At 53.0% G+C, this 21,978-nt stretch carries 25 protein-coding genes; 23 read left to right on the forward strand and 2 right to left on the reverse strand.

Annotation, left to right across the window (positions count from 1 at the left end):
- Positions 1–128 precede the first annotated feature (128 nt).
- The gene (rluC, locus tag ACT3RR_RS06240; protein WP_353502553.1) at positions 129–1,091 is read left to right on the forward strand and encodes a 23S rRNA pseudouridine(955/2504/2580) synthase RluC; all 963 of its coding nucleotides are present in this window, start codon (positions 129–131) and stop codon (positions 1,089–1,091) included.
- A gap of 5 nt (positions 1,092–1,096) precedes the next feature.
- On the opposite strand, the gene ACT3RR_RS06245 is transcribed toward rluC, so the two are convergent.
- Complete coding sequence (locus ACT3RR_RS06245; RefSeq protein WP_496199956.1) at positions 1,097–1,702, reverse strand: Maf family protein; 606 nt, start codon at positions 1,700–1,702, stop codon at positions 1,097–1,099.
- A 143-nt stretch (positions 1,703–1,845) separates the two neighbouring features.
- Between ACT3RR_RS06245 and yceD the strand changes: the two genes are divergently transcribed.
- From yceD to ACT3RR_RS06355, 22 genes are all read left to right on the forward strand, one after another.
- Positions 1,846–2,370, forward strand: coding sequence for a 23S rRNA accumulation protein YceD (gene yceD, locus ACT3RR_RS06250; protein WP_034791386.1), 525 nt, complete (start codon positions 1,846–1,848; stop codon positions 2,368–2,370).
- A 12-nt stretch (positions 2,371–2,382) separates the two neighbouring features.
- The gene (gene rpmF / locus ACT3RR_RS06255) at positions 2,383–2,550 is read left to right on the forward strand and encodes a 50S ribosomal protein L32 (RefSeq protein ID WP_013576249.1); all 168 of its coding nucleotides are present in this window, start codon (positions 2,383–2,385) and stop codon (positions 2,548–2,550) included.
- 62 nt (positions 2,551–2,612) lie between these two features.
- On the forward strand, positions 2,613–3,647 hold the full coding sequence (plsX, locus tag ACT3RR_RS06260) for a phosphate acyltransferase PlsX (protein ID WP_496199957.1): 1,035 nt from the start codon (positions 2,613–2,615) through the stop codon (positions 3,645–3,647).
- 6 nt (positions 3,648–3,653) lie between these two features.
- Positions 3,654–4,607, forward strand: a complete 954-nt coding sequence (locus ACT3RR_RS06265; protein WP_496199958.1) for a beta-ketoacyl-ACP synthase III — start codon at positions 3,654–3,656, stop codon at positions 4,605–4,607.
- Positions 4,608–4,625: 18 nt separating this feature from the next.
- Positions 4,626–5,558 (forward strand): ACP S-malonyltransferase, encoded by a 933-nt coding sequence (gene fabD / locus ACT3RR_RS06270; protein ID WP_496199959.1) that lies wholly within the window; start codon positions 4,626–4,628, stop codon positions 5,556–5,558.
- Positions 5,559–5,568: 10 nt separating this feature from the next.
- Positions 5,569–6,303, forward strand: a complete 735-nt coding sequence (gene fabG / locus ACT3RR_RS06275) for a 3-oxoacyl-ACP reductase FabG (protein WP_034791377.1) — start codon at positions 5,569–5,571, stop codon at positions 6,301–6,303.
- Between the two features lie 153 nt (positions 6,304–6,456).
- Positions 6,457–6,693, forward strand: a complete 237-nt coding sequence (gene acpP, locus ACT3RR_RS06280; protein ID WP_015690190.1) for an acyl carrier protein — start codon at positions 6,457–6,459, stop codon at positions 6,691–6,693.
- Between the two features lie 97 nt (positions 6,694–6,790).
- A complete protein-coding gene (gene fabF / locus ACT3RR_RS06285) occupies positions 6,791–8,032 on the forward strand; it encodes a beta-ketoacyl-ACP synthase II (RefSeq protein ID WP_486033229.1) in 1,242 nt (413 codons plus the stop codon).
- Between the two features lie 166 nt (positions 8,033–8,198).
- Positions 8,199–8,996 (forward strand): aminodeoxychorismate lyase, encoded by a 798-nt coding sequence (pabC, locus tag ACT3RR_RS06290; RefSeq protein WP_496199960.1) that lies wholly within the window; start codon positions 8,199–8,201, stop codon positions 8,994–8,996.
- Between the two features lie 25 nt (positions 8,997–9,021).
- On the forward strand, positions 9,022–10,047 hold the full coding sequence (gene mltG / locus ACT3RR_RS06295) for an endolytic transglycosylase MltG (RefSeq protein ID WP_496199961.1): 1,026 nt from the start codon (positions 9,022–9,024) through the stop codon (positions 10,045–10,047).
- A complete protein-coding gene (tmk, locus tag ACT3RR_RS06300; protein WP_496199962.1) occupies positions 10,037–10,681 on the forward strand; it encodes a dTMP kinase in 645 nt (214 codons plus the stop codon). The genes mltG and tmk overlap by 11 nt, the downstream gene beginning before the upstream one ends.
- Complete coding sequence (holB, locus tag ACT3RR_RS06305; RefSeq protein ID WP_496199963.1) at positions 10,678–11,655, forward strand: DNA polymerase III subunit delta'; 978 nt, start codon at positions 10,678–10,680, stop codon at positions 11,653–11,655. The genes tmk and holB overlap by 4 nt, the downstream gene beginning before the upstream one ends.
- A gap of 81 nt (positions 11,656–11,736) precedes the next feature.
- Positions 11,737–12,531 (forward strand): metal-dependent hydrolase, encoded by a 795-nt coding sequence (locus ACT3RR_RS06310; RefSeq protein WP_485901212.1) that lies wholly within the window; start codon positions 11,737–11,739, stop codon positions 12,529–12,531.
- 348 nt (positions 12,532–12,879) lie between these two features.
- The gene (gene ptsG / locus ACT3RR_RS06315) at positions 12,880–14,313 is read left to right on the forward strand and encodes a PTS glucose transporter subunit IIBC (RefSeq protein WP_353502542.1); all 1,434 of its coding nucleotides are present in this window, start codon (positions 12,880–12,882) and stop codon (positions 14,311–14,313) included.
- A gap of 204 nt (positions 14,314–14,517) precedes the next feature.
- The gene (hinT, locus tag ACT3RR_RS06320) at positions 14,518–14,871 is read left to right on the forward strand and encodes a purine nucleoside phosphoramidase (RefSeq protein WP_353502541.1); all 354 of its coding nucleotides are present in this window, start codon (positions 14,518–14,520) and stop codon (positions 14,869–14,871) included.
- Positions 14,872–14,911: 40 nt separating this feature from the next.
- Positions 14,912–15,280 (forward strand): YcfL family putative periplasmic lipoprotein, encoded by a 369-nt coding sequence (locus ACT3RR_RS06325; protein WP_353502540.1) that lies wholly within the window; start codon positions 14,912–14,914, stop codon positions 15,278–15,280.
- A 21-nt stretch (positions 15,281–15,301) separates the two neighbouring features.
- Positions 15,302–15,895 carry a penicillin-binding protein activator LpoB gene (gene lpoB / locus ACT3RR_RS06330; RefSeq protein WP_353502539.1) on the forward strand — a complete coding sequence of 198 codons (594 nt, stop codon included), beginning with the start codon at positions 15,302–15,304 and terminating at the stop codon, positions 15,893–15,895.
- Entirely contained in the window at positions 15,879–16,772 is an 894-nt protein-coding gene (locus ACT3RR_RS06335; RefSeq protein ID WP_496199964.1) for a phosphotransferase, read from the forward strand. Before lpoB ends, ACT3RR_RS06335 begins: the two co-directional genes overlap by 17 nt.
- Before the next feature lie 12 nt (positions 16,773–16,784).
- Positions 16,785–17,825 (forward strand): beta-N-acetylhexosaminidase, encoded by a 1,041-nt coding sequence (gene nagZ / locus ACT3RR_RS06340; protein ID WP_496199965.1) that lies wholly within the window; start codon positions 16,785–16,787, stop codon positions 17,823–17,825.
- Between the two features lie 33 nt (positions 17,826–17,858).
- Positions 17,859–18,401, forward strand: a complete 543-nt coding sequence (gene ycfP, locus ACT3RR_RS06345) for an alpha/beta hydrolase YcfP (protein ID WP_185689774.1) — start codon at positions 17,859–17,861, stop codon at positions 18,399–18,401.
- A 342-nt stretch (positions 18,402–18,743) separates the two neighbouring features.
- A complete protein-coding gene (locus ACT3RR_RS06350; protein WP_353502535.1) occupies positions 18,744–20,051 on the forward strand; it encodes an NAD(P)/FAD-dependent oxidoreductase in 1,308 nt (435 codons plus the stop codon).
- A gap of 365 nt (positions 20,052–20,416) precedes the next feature.
- Entirely contained in the window at positions 20,417–20,953 is a 537-nt protein-coding gene (locus ACT3RR_RS06355; protein ID WP_034791349.1) for a glycine zipper 2TM domain-containing protein, read from the forward strand.
- A gap of 58 nt (positions 20,954–21,011) precedes the next feature.
- On the opposite strand, the gene ACT3RR_RS06360 is transcribed toward ACT3RR_RS06355, so the two are convergent.
- On the reverse strand, positions 21,012–21,977 hold the full coding sequence (locus ACT3RR_RS06360) for an XdhC family protein (RefSeq protein WP_496199966.1): 966 nt from the start codon (positions 21,975–21,977) through the stop codon (positions 21,012–21,014).
- Position 21,978: the final 1 nt, after the last annotated feature.

The raw sequence follows: 21,978 nt of genomic DNA on the forward strand, positions 1-21,978 counted from the left end.
AACCCGCATTGATTATCCCTTCATTCTTACTGCTCGTCGGGTTTTCCAGCCCAGTTGCTGATAAACTAAACGCTAAGCTCATAAAAACCAGTGGCGCGAACCGTGCCGGATATTTAGAATCGCGACCCATGAAAACTGAGAATCCATCTGTACAATTAATCCCCATTTCCGAAGACGAAGCCGGACAGCGCATAGATAACTTCCTGCGCAACATCCTTAAAGGCGTACCTAAGAGCATGATTTATCGCATCGTGCGCAAGGGTGAAGTGCGGGTAAACAAAAAGCGTATTAAACCTGAATACAAGCTGTTGGCTGGCGACGAAGTGCGCGTCCCTCCGGTTCGCGTTGCCGAGCGAGATGAAGCGCCGGTCTCTGCCAAACTCGATAAAGTTGCCGCGTTAGCTGACTGCATCCTTTATGAAGACGATCATCTGCTGATCCTCAACAAACCTTCCGGCACCGCGGTGCATGGCGGGAGTGGGTTGAGCTTTGGCGTTATCGAAGGCTTAAGAGCTTTGCGCCCCGACGCGCGTTTCCTTGAGTTAGTGCATCGTTTGGACAGAGACACCTCAGGCGTTCTGCTGGTGGCCAAAAAGCGTTCGGCATTGCGTTCGCTGCATGAGCAACTGCGTTTAAAAAGCATGCAGAAAGATTACCTCGCGCTGGTTCAGGGCGAATGGCAATCCCACTGCAAAGTGGTACAGGCCCCCTTGCTGAAAAACATTTTGCAGAGCGGTGAGCGTATCGTCAGGGTGAGTGCGGAAGGCAAGCCTTCTGAAACCCGCTTTAAAATTGAAGAGCGCTACGAGTTCGCCACGCTGATTAAAGCCAGCCCGGTAACTGGAAGAACGCACCAGATCCGTGTGCACGCCCAGTATGCGGGGCACCCGATTGCTTTTGACGACAGATATGGCGATCGCGATTTTGACGGACAATTAGCCGGAACGGGTTTGAATCGCCTATTCCTGCATGCCGCTGCTTTGCGTTTTGAGCACCCTGGTACCGGCGAGACGTTGCGCATTGAGGCTCCAATGGATGCCAAACTGCGCAACTGCTTGAAGAAGCTGCGTCTCAAACCCGCCAAAGGTTAATGCTTTTATACTGACTGTTGGCGCAGCAGGGGGTTCACGCCCTTAGCGCGCAACAGTTCCAGCAGTGCAATCAACGGCAGACCAATCAGCGTATTGGGATCTCTGCCGTTGAGTTGGCTAAATAAACTGATCCCCAACCCCTCGCACTTAAAACTCCCCGCGCAATCGTAAGGCTGTTCCATCTCTAAATAGTTGCTTATCTCTTCATCGCTTAACGCCCGGAAGGAAACCTCAAAGGGTTCGCATAAGGTAACGGCTTGCTGAGTGCGGCTATCGAGCAGTGACAGGCCAGTGTAGAAGGTCACCACCTTGCTACTTGCCGCGCGCAATTGTCGTTTCGCATTCTCAAAGTTGTGAGGCTTGCCGGTGATTTTTCCCTCGATTGCACAGACCTGGTCTGAACCGATGATCAAATGATTGGGATGCGAGTGCATCAAAGCCCGCGCCTTGGCTTCGGCCAATCGTTTGACTAAAGTTTCAGGCAATTCATTAGTATAGGGCGACTCGTCGATATTCGGCGCGGCACAGCTAAACTCAAGGTTCAGCTTTTCAAGCAGTGCGCGGCGGTAGGTTGATGTCGACGCGAGCAGAATAGGGGGTAAAGTTGGCATTATTATTTTTTCACAAAGCGTAGCGTTATTTATTTGCACATCTTAAACTGTTGGCCGCTGTGGAAGCGAATATTGGTGAAAGGTGCGGTTTTGAGGCCTTTTTCTTTGACTCTATGTCGTTACAAAGTTAATATGCGCGCCCTATGCAAAAAGTAAAATTACCCTTGGCCGTTGATGCGGTTCGTACAGCCCAAAAGCGTTTAGATTACTCCGGTGTCTACACGCCTGATCAGGTAACACGAGTTGCGGCATCAGTGGTTAGTGTTGATTCTGATGTGGAAACATCTTTGTCGTTTAATATCGACAATCAACGGCTGGCCGTTATCGAAGGCAAATCAGCAGTTCTCGTAACTCTGGAATGTCAGCGATGTGGTAAGACGTTTGAGCATCAGGTTCACACAACATATTGTTTTAGCCCTGTTCGCAATGATGAACAGGCTGAGGCATTACCGGAAGCGTACGAGCCGATCGAAGTCGACGACTTTGGCGAAGTTGATCTGCTGGCAATGATTGAAGATGAAATCATTCTTTCTTTGCCTGTCGTTCCGGTACATGAATCTGAACACTGTGAAGTGTCCGACGCGGACATGGTATTCGGTAAACTGCCTGAAGAGGCGGAGAAACCAAATCCATTTGCCGTATTAGCGAGTTTAAAGAAAAGTACTTAAGGAGTAAGGTCCATGGCCGTACAACAGAATAAACCAACCCGTTCTAAACGTGGCATGCGTCGCTCTCACGATGCTCTGACCACTTCCACTCTGTCTGTGGACAAAACTTCTGGTGAAACTCACCTGCGTCACCATATCACTGCCGACGGTTTCTACCGCGGTCGCAAGGTAATCGGCTGAGATTTGCTTGCTACTTATTTGCGTGATAACTCACTCATGATAAGTACTAGCAAGGCGATACCTTGACTCGTCTAACCCTTGCGTTAGATGTAATGGGCGGGGACTTCGGTCCTTCCGTCACAGTGCCTGCTTCATTGCAGGCACTGATCTCTAATTCTGAACTCCATCTTCTTCTGGTCGGCGATCCCGACGCTATCACGCCTTTCCTTGCTAAAGCCGATCCTTCTCTGAGAGAACGAATTCGGATTATTCCTGCTGAATCAGTTATAGCCAGCGACGCTCGCGCATCGCAAGCTATCCGGGCCAGCAAAGGAAGTTCAATGCGGGTGGCCTTAGAGCTGATTAAGAGTGGAGACGCGCAGGCCTGTGTCAGTGCTGGTAATACTGGTGCACTGATGGGACTCGCAAAAATGGTTATAAAGCCCCTGGAAGGTATTGAACGTCCGGCGCTGATGACGGTGTTACCGAATCAGCTGCGTAGTAAAACGGTGGTGTTGGATCTTGGGGCGAATGTTGAATGTGACAGCACGATGCTGGTCCAGTTTGCCGTGATGGGTTCTGTGATGGCTGAAGAAGTCATCGGCATTGAGAACCCGCGCGTAGCCTTGCTGAATATCGGCGAGGAAGAGTCGAAAGGGCTGGATAACATTCGTGACGCGGCAGCCATTTTAAAAAATACGCCATCTATCAACTATATCGGCTATCTTGAAGGCAATGAGCTGTTAACCGGTAAAACTGATGTGATGGTGTGTGATGGCTTTGTCGGGAATGTCACACTCAAGACCATGGAAGGTGTAATAAGGATGTTTTTGTCACTGTTGAAATCCTCTGGGGAGGGTGGCAAAAAGGCTTGGTGGCTGAAATGGTTAGGCCGTATTTTGCAGAAGAAATTAGCAAAGCGCTTCGGCCATCTTAATCCAGACCAGTATAATGGCGCATGTTTAGTAGGATTACGGGGCATCGTTATTAAAAGCCACGGCGGGGCAAATCAGCGAGCGTTCGCTGTTGCTATCGAACAGGCTGTGCAGGCGGTGCAGCGGCAAGTTCCACATCGGATAGCCGCGCGCCTTGAGGCTGTATTACCCAAGAGTGACTGATCGTACATGTATACAAAAATTCTCGGTACGGGGAGCTATTTACCCGTGCAAGTTCGGACTAATGCCGACTTAGAAAAAATGGTGGATACCTCCGACGAGTGGATTGTCACCCGTACAGGTATTCGTGAACGTCGTATCGCTGCACCGGATGAGTCTGTGGCCACAATGGGCCTGCATGCAGCAGAGAAGGCACTTGAAATGGCAGGCGTTAGCGCAAGCGAAGTCGGTCTGATCATTGTTGCGACAACCTCATCTACCCACGCATTCCCAAGCTCGGCATGTCAGATTCAAAACATGTTGGGTATCAAAGATACCGCGGCATTTGACTTAGCAGCAGCTTGCGCAGGCTTCACCTATGCGCTGAGCGTTGCAGATCAGTACGTCAAGAACGGTGCTGTTCGCTATGCATTAGTGATTGGCTCTGACACCTTGTCGCGCAAGCTCGATCCGGAAGATCGCGGCACCGTGATTCTGTTCGGTGACGGCGCGGGTGCTGTACTGCTTGGCGCGTCAGAAGAGCAGGGGATTATCTCCACTCACATGCACGCCGATGGCCACTATGGCAACTTGTTGACGCTGGCTTATCCAGATCAATCCGCGCCAGAAAAACCAGCTTATGTCACGATGGCTGGCAATGAAGTCTTTAAAGTCGCCGTGACCGAATTGGCTCATATCGTTGAAGAAACTCTCGAGGCCAATAATCTTGACCGTTCAGAGATTGATTGGCTGGTTCCGCATCAGGCGAACCTGCGCATCATCAGCGCAACGGCTAAGAAACTGGGTATGGGCATGGACAAAGTCGTCGTGACCCTCGATCGCCATGGTAATACCTCTGCAGCGTCTGTTCCTGCAGCATTCGATGAAGCCGTTCGCGATGGCCGTATCAAGCGCGGGCAACTGGTTCTTCTCGAAGCATTTGGCGGTGGCTTTACCTGGGGCTCGGCGCTGGTACGTTTCTGATTTAACAGGATAATCAAAATGACAAAAATAGCAGTTGTTTTTCCTGGGCAGGGCTCTCAAGCCTTGGGGATGTTGGCTGATTTAGCGGCTGCGCATCCGATTGTTGAGGAAACCTTTGCAGAGGCTTCATCTGCGCTAGGGTACAATTTGTGGGAACTGGTACAACAGGGGCCTGTAGAAGAACTGAATAAAACCTGGCAGACCCAGCCTGCGTTGCTGGCGGCGTCTGTCGCTATCTGGCGCGTATGGCAGCAAAGCAATGGCGCGAAGCCTGCTTATCTCGCCGGTCACAGTCTGGGCGAGTATTCCGCTCTGGTTTGTGCTGGCGTGCTGGACTTCAAACAGGCTATTTCGCTGGTTGAACTGCGCGGGAAACTGATGCAAGAAGCCGTGCCAGAAGGCACTGGCGCGATGTCCGCCATTATTGGCCTGGACAACGACGCTATTGCCAAAGCTTGTGAAGAGTCGACACAGGGGCAGGTAGTCTCGCCAGTTAACTTCAACTCTCCGGGCCAAGTGGTTATCGCCGGGCATAAAGAAGCCGTTGAGCGCGCGGGTGCTGCTTGTAAAGCCGCCGGTGCAAAACGCGCACTGCCTCTGCCTGTTAGCGTGCCGTCTCACTGTGCGCTGATGAAGCCTGCTGCCGATAAAATGGCCGTTGCGCTTGAGAACGTCACTTTTAGCGAGCCGCAATATCCGGTTGTGAACAATGTGGATGTCAAAGTTGAAACGTCGCCTGAAGCTATCCGCAGCGCGCTGGTTCGTCAGCTTTACAACCCGGTTCGCTGGACTGAATCTGTCGAATTCATGGCAGCGCAGGGCGTTGAACATTTAGTTGAAGTTGGACCAGGTAAAGTTCTTACCGGCCTGACTAAACGTATTGTTGATACTTTAACAGCAGCGGCCGTAAATGATACTGCCAGCCTGACTGCTGCGCTCGAACAAGAATAAGAGGAACATCATGAGCTTCGAAGGTAAAATTGCCCTCGTCACAGGCGCAAGCCGTGGCATTGGTCGTGCTATCGCAGAAAAGTTGGTTGCCGGTGGCGCGAAAGTCATTGGTACTGCAACAAGCGAAAGCGGCGCGGCTGCAATTAGCGAATATTTAGGTGAAAACGGCAAGGGCATCGCCCTGAATGTGGTTGATTCTGCATCGATCGAACAAACATTGGCTACGATTCGAGCTGAATTTGGCGAAATTGACATTTTAGTTAATAATGCCGGTATCACACGTGATAACCTTCTCATGCGAATGAAAGATGACGAGTGGCAGGATATTCTTGATACGAATCTGACTTCAGTATTTCGGCTGTCAAAAGCAGTAATGCGGGCTATGATGAAAAAGCGTTTTGGCCGGATCATTACAATTGGTTCTGTTGTTGGGACTATGGGTAACGCAGGGCAGGCGAACTACGCGGCAGCTAAAGCCGGGTTAATCGGTTTTAGCAAGTCTTTGGCGCGTGAAGTGGCTTCACGCGGCATTACTGTCAACGTCGTTGCTCCCGGCTTTATTGAGACGGACATGACAAGGGCGTTGACAGATGATCAACGCGCAGGCATTTTGTCATCAGTTCCAGCCAACCGGTTGGGTGATGCCAAAGAAATTGCTAGCGCAGTTGCTTTTTTAGCCTCTGATGAGGCCAGCTACATCACTGGTGAAACATTACATGTCAATGGCGGCATGTACATGATTTAAAAATTACGAAACTATTTGCGTTATTTGCGGTAAAAACCGCAAAATAGAGCAAATTCGTGGTTTGACCAGCCGGGATTTAGTTGCATCTTTTTCAACATTTTATACACTACGAAAACCATCGCGAAAGCGAGTTTTGATAGGAAATTTAAGAGTATGAGCACTATCGAAGAACGCGTTAAGAAAATCATCGTTGAACAGCTGGGTGTTAAACAGGAAGAAGTAGTTAATGCTGCGTCTTTCGTAGACGACCTTGGCGCTGATTCTCTCGACACCGTTGAGCTGGTTATGGCTCTGGAAGAAGAGTTTGATACCGAGATCCCTGACGAAGAAGCTGAAAAGATCACCACTGTTCAGGCAGCTATTGATTTTATCAACGCTAGCCAGCAGTAAGCTAATCTGCTTTTAGTTTAGATAGTTAGGCGGTCATTCGACCGCCTAAGTTTTTTCTGACCCACCGTATCAATTTTCCCTCCCTGGAGGACACAACGTGTCTAAGCGTCGAGTTGTAGTGACTGGACTTGGCATGCTGTCTCCTGTCGGCAATACTGTAGAGTCCACTTGGAACGCTCTCCTTGCCGGTCAGAGTGGCATTAGCCTAATCGACCATTTTGATACTAGTGCCTTTGCAACGCGTTTTGCTGGCTTAGTAAAAGATTTTAACTGTGAAGAGTACATTTCGCGCAAAGATGCCCGCAAAATGGACGCCTTCATCCAGTACGGCATTGCTGCCGGCATCCAAGCGATGCAAGACTCTGGGCTTGAAGTCACTGCCGAAAACGCCCCGCGAATTGGTGCGGCGATAGGTTCAGGTATTGGCGGTCTCGGTCTAATCGAAGAAAACCATACTTCATTGGTTAACGGCGGACCCCGCAAAATTAGCCCATTTTTCGTTCCTTCCACTATCGTAAACATGATTGCCGGTCATCTGAGCATTATGTTTGGCTTACGTGGACCGAGCATTTCAATTGCCACAGCTTGTACTTCTGGTGTTCACAATATTGGTCATGCCGCGCGAATCATTGCTTATGATGATGCCGACGTCATGCTAGCCGGCGGTGCCGAAAAGGCCAGTACCCCATTGGGCGTTGGCGGTTTTGGCGCTGCACGTGCTTTATCTACGCGTAATGATAATCCGCAGGCGGCGAGCCGTCCGTGGGATAAAGAACGTGATGGTTTCGTACTTGGCGATGGCGCTGGCATTATGGTGCTGGAAGAGTACGAACACGCGAAAAAGCGCGGTGCGAAGATTTATGCTGAAATCGTTGGTTTTGGTATGAGCAGCGACGCATTCCATATGACTTCTCCTCCTGAGGATGGCGCTGGCGCCGCTCTCGCGATGGAAAATGCCTTGCGCGATGCTGGCATTGCCGCCTCTAAGATTGGCTATATCAACGCGCACGGTACTTCTACCGCCGCCGGAGATAAAGCCGAGGCCCAAGCCGTTAAATCGGTGTTTGGTGCTGATGCACAGCGCGTGCTAGTGAGTTCAACTAAGTCTATGACCGGCCACCTGCTGGGCGCGGCTGGGGCGGTAGAGTCCATCTTTACCCTGCTGGCGCTGCGCGATCAGGCTGTGCCTCCAACCATTAACCTGGATAATCCAGATGAAGGTTGTGATTTAGACTTTGTGGCGCACGAAGCTCGTCAGGTAAGCAATATGGAATACACGCTGTGTAACTCGTTTGGCTTTGGCGGCACCAATGGTTCATTGGTCTTCCGTAAAGTCTGACGGGATATTCCCAGCCTGTTGAAGATGTCTGAAAGGCCCGATATTCGGGCCTTTTTGTTATCTGATACTCGCGGTATAAAGTCGGAATGCTCTACTTGATAGGCTAAGCGAACTGCCTCAGGCTTCGCAGGGGACTGGCTCACAAGCGTCACAGCGGGAGTAAGTAATGTGGATTAACGGTGTCTCGACCCATTTATTGCCAGCAGGGGATCGCTCTGCACAATTTGGTGACGGCAGCTTTACAACGGCCCATATCTCAGAGGGGAAGGTAAAGCTGCTGTCAGCGCACCTCGACCGGCTAAAAGCCGCGACCGAGCGTTTGATGATTACGGGCGTGGATTGGGCATTGCTCGAGGCCGAAATGGTCCACGCCGCCAGCCTGCGCGACGAAGCTGTGCTCAAGGTGATGGTCACGCGCGGAGTAGGCGGTCGGGGCTATAGCCCTCAAGGCTGCGATTCGCCGACGCGAATTATCTCCACCTCTGATTATCCGGCGCACTATCACGCATGGCGCGAACAAGGCATTAAACTGGCCCTTAGCCCAGTGGCGCTCAGCCAAAACCCGCTGTTAGCCGGTATTAAGCATCTTAACCGCCTCGAGCAGGTGATGGTACGTCTTCACCTTGACCAAACAGATGCCCAAGAGGCGCTAGTGGTTGATACCGCCGGGATGCTGGTAGAATGCTGTGCCGCCAATCTTTTCTGGCGCAAAGGGGAGAAGGTTTTTACCCCCGATCTGTCACTGTCAGGGGTGTCTGGCGTGATGCGTAACCATATTATTGCGTTGCTTGAGCAAAGTGGCCGGTTTAGCGTTTCCGTGGTTTCAGAGCCGCCACAGACCCTGAGCGATGCAGACGAAGTGATTATTTGTAATGCCCTGATGCCCTTTATGCCGGTGCGTCAGGTAGAAGATTGGCATTTTACGTCGTCAACCTTGAACGACTTTTTACATCAGGTTTGTTAAACCAGCGCATCAGAAGTGAACATTTATGAAGAATAAAAAACTCAAAATCCTTGCTCTTATTATCGTCATTCTGCTTGCTGCGCTGGCTTTTGGTTACCATAAAGTGAAAACTTTTGGCGATCGCCCGATCAATGTCAGTAGTGAGACTATCTTTACTCTGCCTGCCGGTACGGGCCGCGTGGTGCTGGAAACCCTTCTGGTGAAGCACCAGATAATGCAAAAAAATCCCTACTTCTCTTGGCTGCTGCGCATTGAGCCGGAGCTGAGTAATTTCAAAGCCGGGACCTATCGCTTTGAAAAAGGCATGACGGTTCGCCAAATGCTCGAATTACTGAGAAGTGGCAAAGAGGCGCAGTTTAGCGTGCGTCTGGTGGAAGGCTTTAAACTCAGTGACTGGATGAAAGTGCTGGATAACGCGGGCTATCTCAAACATGAATTGAGTGGCAAAACCGGCGAAGAAATTGCCGCCGCGCTGGGCATGACCGACACCAAAAACGCCGAAGGCTGGCTCTATCCTGATACTTATCTCTATACCGCGGGCATGACTGACCTGTCTCTGCTCAAGCGCGCTCACCAGCATATGGAGAAGACGGTAGACACTATTTGGAAAGGCCGGGCTGATTCACTGCCTTATAAAACGCCAACCGATATGCTGACCATGGCGTCTATTATTGAAAAAGAGACGGCGGTCAAAGAGGAGCGCGCGGAAGTGGCTTCGGTGTTTATCAACCGTTTGCGCATTGGCATGCGCTTGCAGACTGACCCCACGGTGATTTACGGCATGGGTGAGAGCTACAAAGGTAACATCAGCCGTAAAGATCTGGAGACGCCGACGCCTTACAACACCTATGTAATTTCTGGTTTGCCGCCATCGCCAATCGCGATGCCGAGCGAAGCCTCGATCGAAGCCGCGGCTCATCCGGCAACGACCAATTACCTCTATTTTGTGGCTGACGGCAAAGGCGGCCACACCTTTACGACTAACCTCGAAAATCACAATAAAGCGGTGCGTGTGTATCGCGAGGCATTGAAAAATAAGAATGAAAAGTAAGTTTATTGTTATTGAAGGTCTGGAAGGGGCCGGTAAAACCACGGCGCGCGACGTCGTGGTAAACCAACTTCGCCAACTCGGCGTCGAGGAGATTGTCTTCACCCGCGAGCCGGGCGGGACGCCTTTGGCTGAAAAACTGCGCGACCTGTTTAAACGCGGCGTTGACGACGACAAGCCGACGGTGAAAGCCGAAGTGCTGATGCTCTACGCCGCCCGCGTGCAGTTGGTGGAAACCGTTATTATGCCCGCCTTAGCGCGTGGAGCCTGTGTGGTGGGCGATCGTCATGACCTCTCTTCGCAAGCTTATCAGGGCGGCGGTCGTGGCATCGACCCTGAGCTGATGCGCTCGCTGCGTGATATCTCGCTGGGGGACTTCCGTCCTGATCTGACGCTGTATCTCGACTTGCCGCCTGAAATTGGTTTGCAACGCGCCAGCGCGCGCGGCGAGCTGGATCGCATTGAGAAAGAGGCTCTGCCGTTCTTTGAGCGGACGCGCGCGCGCTACCTTAGTCTGGTAGCGCAAGACTCGCGGATCAAAACCATTGACGCTTCGCAGCCTCTGGAGCAGGTCACGGCCTCTATTCAGCAGACTTTGCAACAGTGGTTTGCCGAGCAGCAGGGCGAAGCGCAATGACATGGTATCCGTGGCTGAGCGCCCCTTATCGTCAACTGGTGAGCCAATACCAATCTGGCCGGGGCCACCATGCCTTGCTGATGCACGCGGCGCGCGGTATGGGCGAGGACGCTCTGGTTTACGGACTGAGCCGCTGGTTGCTGTGCCAGCATCAAGACGGCGAGAAAAGCTGCGGTACCTGCCACAGCTGCCAACTGATGATTGCCGGAAACCATCCTGACTGGCACGTGTTAACGCCAGAAAAAGGCAAGAATTCGCTCGGTATTGATCCCGTCCGTCAACTGATTGAAACGCTCTACAACTATTCTCAGCAGGGTGGGGCGAAAGTGGTCTGGCTGCCCGACGCCGAGTTGCTGACCGAGGCGGCGGCCAACGCGCTGTTGAAAACGCTGGAAGAGCCGCCGGTGAAAACCTATTTCCTGATGGGTTGCACCGAACCGGCCAGCCTGCTGGCGACTTTGCGCAGCCGCTGCCAGTATTGGCATTTGGCGACGCCAGACGAAAATCTGGCGGCGCAGTGGCTCAATCGCCAACTGAGCGCCGATCCGGTAGCTATTAAAACTGCTCTCAGGCTTGGCAACGGTACGCCGCTATCGGCTCAGGCGCTGTTGCAGCCCGAGCGCTGGAAGCAGCGAGTGGCGCTGTGCCAGCAGTTGGCCGAAAGCTGCCAGCAGCGGGATATGCTCTCATTGCTGCCGCAGCTTAATCATGATGACGTCGGCGAGCGCGTGCAGTGGCTATGCTCACTGCTGCTCGACGCCATTAAATGGCAGCAAAACGCCGGACAGTTCATCATCAATCACGACCAACAGAATTTGATTAGCCAGATTGCCCATCTGCAAGCCAATGATTCATTGCAGAAAAGCGTGCAGGGCTGGATGCACTGCGGCCAGCAGTTGCTGACCATTACTGGCGTCAACCGGGAGCTTATCCTCACCGAGCAATTGCTCGAGTGGGAACAGCTGCTGGGCTAATTAAGTCCGAAAGATTATTCAGCAGCGCGTCATTTCATCGGCGCGCTGACCTGCCAAAACCATCGTAAAGAGTTAAATATTATGTTTTTAGTCGACTCCCATTGTCATCTCGACAGTCTGGATTACAACGAGCTGCACAGCGGCGTGGATGCAGTAGTAGAAAAAGCCCGTGAGCGTGACGTGAAGTTTATGCTGGCGGTGGCGACCACTTTACCGGGCTACCGTGCCATGACCCAGCTGATTGGCGATCGCCCGGAAGTGGCGTTTTCCTGCGGCGTACACCCATTGAACATTGATGGTGGTTATGATTTCGACGAGCTGCGCCAGCTGGCGGCGGACCCGAAAGTGGTTGCCATGGGTGAGACGGGCCTCGACTACTTCTACCAGAAAGAAGAGCAGCAGATTGCCTTGCAGCAAGAGTCTTTCCGCCATCACATCCGCGTGGGCCGCGAGCTGAACAAGCCGGTGATTGTGCATACGCGCGACGCGCGACAGGACACGCTGGATATCCTGCGCGATGAGAAAGCCGGTGAGTGCGGCGGCGTGCTGCACTGCTTCACGGAAGACCTGCCGACGGCGGAGTTCTTACTGGATCTGGGCTTTTATATCTCCTTCTCAGGGATTGTCACCTTCCGTAATGCCGAACAGCTGCGCGAAGTGGCTCGCTATGTGCCGCTGGATCGCCTGCTGATTGAAACCGACTCGCCTTATCTGGCGCCGGTTCCGCACCGTGGTAAAGAGAACCAGCCAGCCTATGTTCGCGACGTGGCTGAGTATATGGCCGTATTGAAAGGGGTGAGTCTGGACGCTCTGGCTGAAGCCACAACCGCCAACTTTTCACGCCTTTTTCATCTCAACACTTCCTCCCTGAGCTAGCCTTAAAAAGCAGTCACATTCACTGGAATTATTTTACGGCTCGTAATTAATGGCCTGAACGGGTAATGTGCACATCCGTTTTAGGCTGCTTAACGCGACTAATTTGAGATTTTCTTTAACGAATGTCTCATTTTTAAACGCACTTGCCGTCTTTTTTCAATAAAACGTGACTGCCATCAAACATTAAAAAAGGGAATTATTTTACCCTTCGTAAAAATTCAAAGGGGTGCTTAGACACCCTGAACGTCAAGGGTTTTCATAACCTTGCAACGCGGCAGTTTGCGGACTCATATAAGCGGACGCCGTGAGAAGTATCTAAAGCATCATTACTCAGGAGCACACTCAATTATGTTTAAGAACGCGTTTGCAAACCTTCAAAAGGTGGGTAAATCGCTGATGTTGCCAGTATCCGTACTGCCAATCGCAGGTATTCTGCTTGGCGTCGGGTCGGCAAACTTCAGCTGGCTGCCAATGATCGTTTCCCACGTTATGGCCGAAGCTGGTGGTTCAGTCTTCGCCAACATGCCGCTGATTTTCGCCATCGGTGTAGCACTGGGCTTTACTAACAACGACGGTGTTTCTGCACTGGCGGCGGTAGTAGCCTATGGCATCATGGTGAAAACCATGGCAGTGGTTGCGCCACTGGTACTGCACTTACCGGCGGAAGAAATTGCCGCTAAACACTTAGCAGACACCGGCGTTCTCGGCGGTATCATTGCAGGTGCGATTGCAGCCTACATGTTCAACCGCTTCTACCGCATCAAGCTGCCTGAGTACCTGGGCTTCTTCGCGGGCAAACGCTTTGTCCCAATCATTTCCGGCCTGGCTGCTATCTTCCTGGGCGTGGTGCTGTCCTTCATCTGGCCACCAGTGGGTACGGCTATCCAGACCTTCTCCCAATGGGCGGCTTACCAGAACCCAGTGGTTGCTTTCGGCATCTACGGCGTGGTTGAGCGTGCTCTGGTTCCATTCGGTCTGCATCATATCTGGAACGTTCCATTCCAGATGCAAATCGGTGAATACGTGAACTCAGCCGGTCAGGTGTTCCACGGTGACATCCCTCGCTACATGGCGGGTGACCCAACTGCGGGCAAACTGTCTGGTGGCTTCCTGTTCAAAATGTATGGTCTGCCAGCGGCTGCGATCGCTATCTGGCACTCAGCGAAACCTGAAAACCGCGCTAAAGTTGGCGGCATCATGATCTCCGCTGCGTTGACTTCATTCTTGACCGGTATCACCGAGCCAATCGAATTCTCCTTCATGTTCGTGGCACCAATCCTGTACGCAATCCACGCGATTCTGGCAGGTCTGGCCTTCCCAATCTGTATCCTGTTGGGTATGCGTGACGGTACCAGCTTCTCACACGGTCTGATTGACTTCATCGTGCTGAGCGGCAACAGCAGCCGTATCTGGCTGTTCCCAGTGGTGGGTATCATCTATGCCATCGTTTACTACAGCATCTTCCGTTTCCTGATTGTGAAACTGAACCTGAAAACACCAGGTCGCGAAGAGAGCAGCAGCGAACAATCTGCTCAGGGTGGCTCAGAAATGTCCGCTTCTCTGGTTCAGGCGTTCGGTGGTAAAGAGAACATCACTAACCTTGATGCTTGCATCACCCGTCTGCGCGTTAGCGTGGCTGATGTCTCCAAAGTGGATCAGGCTGGCCTGAAGAAACTGGGTGCAGCAGGCGTGGTCGTCGCGGGTTCGGGCGTTCAGGCAATCTTCGGTACTAAGTCTGATAACCTGAAAACGGATATGGACGAATACATGCGCAACAACTAATCCACGGATTAGCGGTGAGCAGGAGTAGAAAAGGAGGCCTCGGCCTCCTTTTTTCATGTCTGTTATCGGGCAAAACGGCATTTCGGGCGAGGGATGGCGCTTTCTAAGCCAATTGAGGTTTAAAAAGCGTAATCAGGTTGAAAGGAATAGAAATTGTCACTCATACTGGTGGCATTGCTTTTGACTAAGATAAGGAGTGGCAAGATGGCCGAAGAGACAATTTTCAGCAAAATTATCCGCCGTGAGATCCCTGCGGACGTGGTTTATCAAGATGAGTTAGTCACCGCGTTTCGCGACATAGCTCCTCAGGCACCCAACCATATCCTGATCATTCCTAACGTGTTAATCCCGACCATGAATGACGTGACGACCGAGCATGAAGCCGCGCTGGGCCGCATGATGACCGTCGCGGCTAAAATTGCCGAGCAGGAGGGCATCGCTGAAAACGGTTATCGCCTGATTGTGAACTGCAATCGCGATGGTGGTCAGGAGGTTTATCACATTCATATGCACCTGGTTGGCGGCCGTAAGCTTGGCCCGATGTTGGTGCGTCCATAACGCTTTGTTTTCATAAAGCCCTTTGTCAAAAGGAAGTACCATGCGTTTTTTGATGGCGTTGTTACCCGTTGTATTACTGATGGGTTGTAGCAGTGACCCGCATATTGCACTAAACAATCAGCAGACCGTCATCATGGAATCGCCGGTGCTGACGGCGGGGATCATCCCAAGCTCGCCGTCTATTTCCGAAGTCGGTGGGCGTAAACAAGCCAGCAGCGTGCTGAGCAACAGTCAGCCTCACGCCGTGACCTTGCACTATCGTTTCTATTGGTATGACAAGCAGGGGCTGGATTTACTCCCTATTGCCGAAGCCAGAACCATTACCGTTCCGGCCAATAGCGATCTCACCATCTCCTCCCTGAATGGCAATCTTGATGCCTACAGGGTGCGTGTTCACCTCTACCTTTAATTTCCTCTACGGAGTAGGTTGATGAAAAAGTATTTCCTCATGGTGGCCTTTGCCGCCCTGATCCTCGGTGGTTGTACCTTGCCAAACAAACAGCAGCAGCAGCCTGAGCAGCCAACCGCGCCAGTCACCCCGGTTGAGCCAGAGAAACCGCAAACTGAAGTGCCGCCGCCGCCAGAAACCGTGCCGCAGCCGCCGAAAGAGCAGACCATTAATTGGAATGCCAGCGTTCAACCGATGGTAGCGAAAATGCTGCAGGCCGATGGCGTTCAGGCGGGTAGCGTGCTGCTGCTCGACAGCGTGAAAAACAGCACTAACGGATCTCTGCAGGTAGCCAACGCCACGGCGGCGCTACACAATGCGCTGGCCACCAATAACAAATTCCAGGTGGTTCCTGATACCCAGTTAGCCAGCGCCAAGCAGGCGTTAGGCCTGTCGGTTGACGACAGTCTGGGTTCGCGCAGCAAGGCCATTGGCCTGGCGCGCTACGTTAACGCCCAGTACGTGCTGTACAGCACGGTGACCGGCGATGTGAAGTCACCGACGCTAAAAATGCAGATGATGACCGTGCCGAGTGGCGAAATTGTGTGGTCGGGCAACGGTGCCGTCCAGCATTAAGGCCTCACTCGAGCAGCGCTTAGCACAACAACTTCCGGCGGTCTTTTCCGCCGGTTGTCATTTAAGTCCGGTGACGGGGCTGACGGGCGAAAGCTGGAAAATCGAGACGGTGGGCCAAACGCTGTTGGCGCGCATGCAGTCGGCTGACAAGGCCGCGCTGGGAGTGAATCGCCGTCGCGAGCACGACCTGCTGCGTCATGTTTCCCCCTTGAATATAGCGCCAAAAACCCGCCTCATCTCCCCGCCGTGGCTGGTGGTGACATGGCTGAATGGCGAACCCTGCGCGCCGGGATTTTTTTCTAGTCCGCATAATGTGGAGCGTATAAGCCAAAGGGTCGTCGCGCTACAGCGGCTGCCGCCCAGTGGGCATCGGCTGCAACTGCACCAGCAATTTTCCCGCTATTGGCAACAGATCGACCGTTCGCGCCTGACTCCCGATTGGCTACGCCTGCACCAGCGCTTTATGCGCCAGCCCGAGCCACAGCCATTGAAGCTGGCGGTGATGCATATGGACATTCACCCCGGCAATCTGGTGGACGGTGAGCAGGGGCTACGGCTGATTGACTGGGAGTACGCCGCCGACGGCGACGTCGCTTTAGAGCTGGCGGCGCTGTTTCGCGGCAATGGCTGGAGCGGCGAGCAGCAGCAATATTTTCTACAAGCTTATGCTGCCGCTGGCGGCTATGGCGGCAATAAAGAGACCCGGCGTCTACAGCAGCAAATTCGCCGTTGGACCCCGTGGGTAGAGTACTTAATGTTGATGTGGTTTGAAGTTCGCTGGCAGCAGACCGGCGATCGGCTATTTACAGACTGGGCGCAGCCGCTGCGTGAGAGCCTATTCACCAGTGCCATTCCCGGTAGCAAGCATAATAAATAAAGGAGAAACGACGTGGGCCCAGTAATGTTAGACGTTGCCGGCTATGAGCTGGATGCTGAAGAGCGCGAGATTTTGCAACACCCGCTGGTTGGCGGCCTGATTCTGTTTACCCGTAACTACCATGACGTGGACCAGCTGCACGAGCTGATTCGCCAAATACGCGAGGCATCCAGAGAGCGTCTGGTGCTGGCGGTCGACCAAGAGGGTGGCCGAGTGCAGCGTTTCCGCGAAGGCTTTACGCGCATTCCCGCCGCGCAGTCTTTTGCTGAAATCAACGAGCTGCAAGAAGGCAAACGTCTGGCGCAGGAAGCGGGCTGGCTGATGGCGTCGGAGATGATTGCCATGGACATTGATATCAGCTTCGCGCCGGTGCTGGATATCGGTCACATCAGCGCGGCAATCGGCGAGCGCTCATTCCACGCCGAACCGCAAAAAGCGCTGGAGATGGCTGAACAGTTCATTCTCGGCATGCACAGCGCGGGGATGAAAGTCACCGGCAAACACTTCCCCGGCCATGGCGCGGTGAGTGCTGACTCGCACAAAGAGACGCCGCGCGACGACCGCCCGCTGTCAGTCATCCGCGAACACGACATGGCGATTTTCCGCCAGCTCAACGAGAAAAAGCTGCTCGATGCGGTGATGCCCGCTCACGTTATCTATACTCAAGCTGACCCGCGTCCGGCGAGTGGTTCGCCTTACTGGTTGCAGCAGATTTTGCGCCAAGAGCTGGGCTTCAACGGCGTTATCTTCTCCGACGACCTGTCGATGGAAGGGGCGGCGATCATGGGCAGCTACGCCGAGCGCGGGCAGGCATCGCTCGACGCAGGGTGCGACATGATTTTGGTTTGTAACAACCGTCAGGGAGCCGTGAGCGTGTTAGATAACCTGTCTCCGGTCAAAGCAGAGAAGGTCGCTGGCCTGTACCATCGGGGCAAGTACAGTGGGAAAGATGCGCGCCGCGATTTGTTAAATTCCAGCCGCTGGCAGCAGTCCAACCGCGAACTTACCGCGCTGGACGCCCGCTGGCAGGAGCATAAACAGTCGGCTCGCTAATCTAATCAACGCACAGTCAGGACGAGGAAAACGATGATCATTTATTTGCATGGCTTTGACTCAACCAGCCCCGGCAACCATGAAAAGGTGCTGCAACTCCAGTTTATCGACCCGGACGTTCGCTTCATCAGCTACAGCACGCTGCATCCGCGTCACGACATGCAGCATTTGTTAAAAGAAGTGGATAAAGCCATTCAGCAATCCGGCGACCAGCGGGCGCTGATTTGCGGCGTGGGTCTGGGCGGTTTCTGGGCCGAGCGTATCGGCTTCCTGTGTAACATTCGTCAGGTGATGTTCAACCCTAACCTTGCGCCGCAGGATAATATGACCGGCAAAATCGACCGCCCGGAAGAGTATCTGGACATCGCCACCAAGTGCGTCAGCGATTTCCGCGAGAAAAACCGCGATCGCTGTCTGGTGATTTTATCCCGCGAAGATGGCGTGCTCGACAGCAATGACAGCGCCAGCGCGCTGCACCATTACTATGAGATTGTCTGGGACGATAAGCAGAGCCACAAATTTAAAGATATCTCGCCACACCTGCAACGCATCAAAGCCTTCAAAAACCTCGCCTGAGTTTTCGACGAGTAACAAAAAAACGGCCAGCGAATAACATTTGCGGCCGTTTTTTTACTTTTTGCCTGACCAAACTCCCCTAAACTTGCCACTGAGGCAGGACTTTTTTCTCGCCTTTCTGCGCGCTAACTCCCTGATTAAAAACGGTCAAAAGCCGTGCCATTTTCGTAACTAAAATTAGCCAAATGAATTTAAATTGATGTAGGTCAATTTTGGTATGACCAAATCACCACGCGTGTTATTCTCGGGAAAGATACCGAATTAACTTAAGCCAACCCTATGTAATCTAAGGATATTAATTTTACTCTTAGATAACAATTGGTTCACATTTGAGGGGGTCATTTGACTGCTACTATGAAGAAAATTGTCATTATTGGCGGCGGAGCGGGTGGATTGGAGCTGGCGACAAGCCTAGGCCATAAACTGGGCCGTAAGAAGAAAGCCGAAATCATCTTAGTGGATCGCAACCACAGCCATTTATGGAAACCTTTGCTGCATGAAGTAGCAACCGGCAGTCTGGATGACGGCGTGGATGCCCTGAGCTATCTGGCCCATGCGCGGAATCACGGTTTTAACTTCCAGATTGGTTCTCTGATCAATATCGATCGCGAGGCTCAGACCCTACAGCTGGCTGAGATCCGCGACGAGAAGAATGGCGAAGTGCTGGTGCCTGCGCGTGATATCGCCTATGACACTTTGGTCATGGCGCTGGGCAGTACCTCAAACGACTTCGGCACGCCGGGCGTCAAAGAGAACTGCATCTTCTTGGACAACCCGCATCAGGCACACCGTTTCCACAACGAAATGCTCAATTTGTTCCTCAAATTCTCTGCAAACCCTGACAAGCAGAAGAAGGTGAATATCGCCATTGTCGGCGGCGGGGCGACCGGCGTTGAGCTGTCCGCCGAGCTGCATAACGCGGTGAAACAGCTGCACAGCTATGGCTTTGAAGGTCTGGATAATCAGGCGCTTAACGTCACACTGGTGGAAGCGGGCGAGCGTATTCTTCCTGCACTGCCACCGCGCATTTCTGCGGCGGCGCATCAGGAACTCACCAAGATTGGCGTGCGCGTGCTGACCAAAACCATGGTCACCAGTGCCGATGCCAATGGCTTGAACACTAAAGACGGCGAGTTTATCGACGCTGACCTGATGGTGTGGGCGGCGGGGATCAAAGCACCGGACTTTATGAAAGATATCGCCGGGCTGGAAACCAACCGTATCAACCAGCTGGTGGTTGAGCCAACGCTGCAAACCACTCGCGACCCGAACATCTTCGCCATCGGCGACTGCGCGTCATGCCCGCAAAAGAGCGGCGGCTTCGTGCCTCCTCGCGCGCAGTCTGCTCACCAGATGGCGTCGCGCTGCTTCGACAACATCATGGCGCAGCGCAACGGCCATAGCCTGAAAGACTATGTCTATAAAGACCACGGCTCGTTGGTCTCCCTGTCGCGCTTTAGCACCGTCGGCAGCCTGATGGGCAACCTAATGAAAGGCTCGATGATGGTCGAAGGGCGTCTGGCGCGTATCGTGTATGTTTCTCTGTATCGTATGCACCAGATAGCGTTGCACGGCTACACCAAAACCGGCCTAATGATGCTGGTGGGCGGCATAAACAAAGTGATTCGCCCGCGCCTGAAATTGCATTAATGCTGTAGGGCACGGCCTTAAGCACTGATGAATCAAAAAGCCTGTATTAACAGGCTTTTTTCTTTTTGCCAGCCAGTCGGTTCAATTCAGCATAAGATGTTATATAAATCCCTTCGCTAGCTAAGAATTCTCCTAAACAAGCATTTCTGCCTTATAAACCCGCCCTTTTCATCCCTGAGTCTTATTGTCGGAATAGGAAACATTGTGCAGACTTTGCATTGTTTACAGACGGCGATTCACGCACGCCGATCCCTCAACCTAGCGGCTTAGCCCTTTGAGGTTCTGTCTCTTGACGCTGGCGTACAGCGTCAGCCACTCCGGCAGCGGGAGACAAAATGCGTGGTAACATTTCAGGAGGATGTCCTGTGAACAAGTCAATGTTAGCTGGCGTAGGTATTGGTGTAGCGGCTGCGCTCGGTATTGCAGCTGTCGCAAGTATGAATGTTTTTTCATCTGGCCCAGAGTATGCACAAGTGCTCAGCGCGACGCCGATTAAAGAAACGCTGAAAACTCCACGCCAGGAGTGCCGTAACGTGACTGTTACCCACAGACGCCCTGTGCAGGATGAGCATCAGATTGCCGGTTCCGTACTGGGTGCGGTCGCCGGTGGCGTACTGGGTCACCAGTTTGGTGGCGGTCGCGGTCGTGATGTTGCGACCATCGCGGGCGCACTGGGCGGCGGATACGCCGGTAACCGAGTCCAAAGCAGCATGCAGGAAGGTGACACTTACACCACTCAGCAGCAGCGTTGTAACACCGTTTACGACAAGTCAGAAAAAATGCTGGGTTATGACGTGACCTATAAAATCGGCAACCAGCAAGGCAAAGTGCGTATGGACCATGATCCAGGCACGCAAATCCCGTTGGACAAAAGCGGCCAGTTGCAGCTTACCCGCAGCTAATAGCACGCCGTTCGACGCAGAAAAAAGCCTGGGGCAAATGCTTCAGGCTTTTTTGTTTTCAGGCCGTGCCGTTTTTGTGTTTCACAATATCGGCCATCACTGCCAGCGCTATCTCCGCCGGGGTCTTACTGCCGATATTTAACCCGACGGGGGCGTGCAGCCGCTCGAAATCTTCAGGAGCGAATTGTGCAATATTGCGTAGCCTTTCCCGACGGCGGGCGCTGTTAAGCTGTGAACCCATAGCGCCAATATAAAAGGCTGGCGTGTTCACGGCTTCCATCAGGGTTAAATCATCCATTCGCGGGTCGTGGGTTAGCGCCACGATGGCGGTATTGGCGTGGCAACCCTGTTCCTCAAGGTATTTCGCCGGGAAGCTGTGTTCTAACTTCACATCGGCTTTCAACAATGAGGCGAAGTTCTCCAGCACCTCTTCACGGCATTCGCACACCACCACTTCGAACCCCAAGGCGCAGGCGAAATCGGCGCAGTACAGGGCCACGCTGGATAATCCGGCGATCAGCAGTCGCGGCGCGGCGGCAATATGTAGCTGAATATTATTGCCCTGTCGGCTGACCTTGGTGTGGCTGTGGTAGCCAGTCAGCGCCAGATGGTCGCAAGCCTGAGGCAGCGTCAGGGTTTTATTCAGGGCGTAGTGCCCGCGCAGGGCCTGCGCCATGCGCGACAGGTACTCTCGGCTTGAATCCGAGGCGGGAAGATACTCTACCAGCACGTCGAGCGAGCCGCCGCAGGGCAGGGCGACATTGGGCGTCATGCCCCCTTCGCCATAGCGAATCACCTGACTGGCCGCCAGATACTCACCCTGGGCAATGCGTTGTAGAAAATCATCCTCCACGCAGCCGCCGGAGAGCGAGCCGCAGTAGGAGCCATCGCGAGTCGCTGCCATCAGCGCGCCGGGCGCACGCGGGGAAGATCCATAAGTGGTAAGCACGGTACACAGCCACACAGGCTGCTGCTGGAGCCATTCTCCTGCCCGTTCAATAACCTGAATATCAAGGTGTTGCATG

The organism is Ewingella sp. AOP8-B2-18, from assembly GCF_052376015.1.
In the GTDB taxonomy this organism is placed as follows: Bacteria; Pseudomonadota; Gammaproteobacteria; order Enterobacterales; family Enterobacteriaceae; genus Ewingella; species Ewingella allii.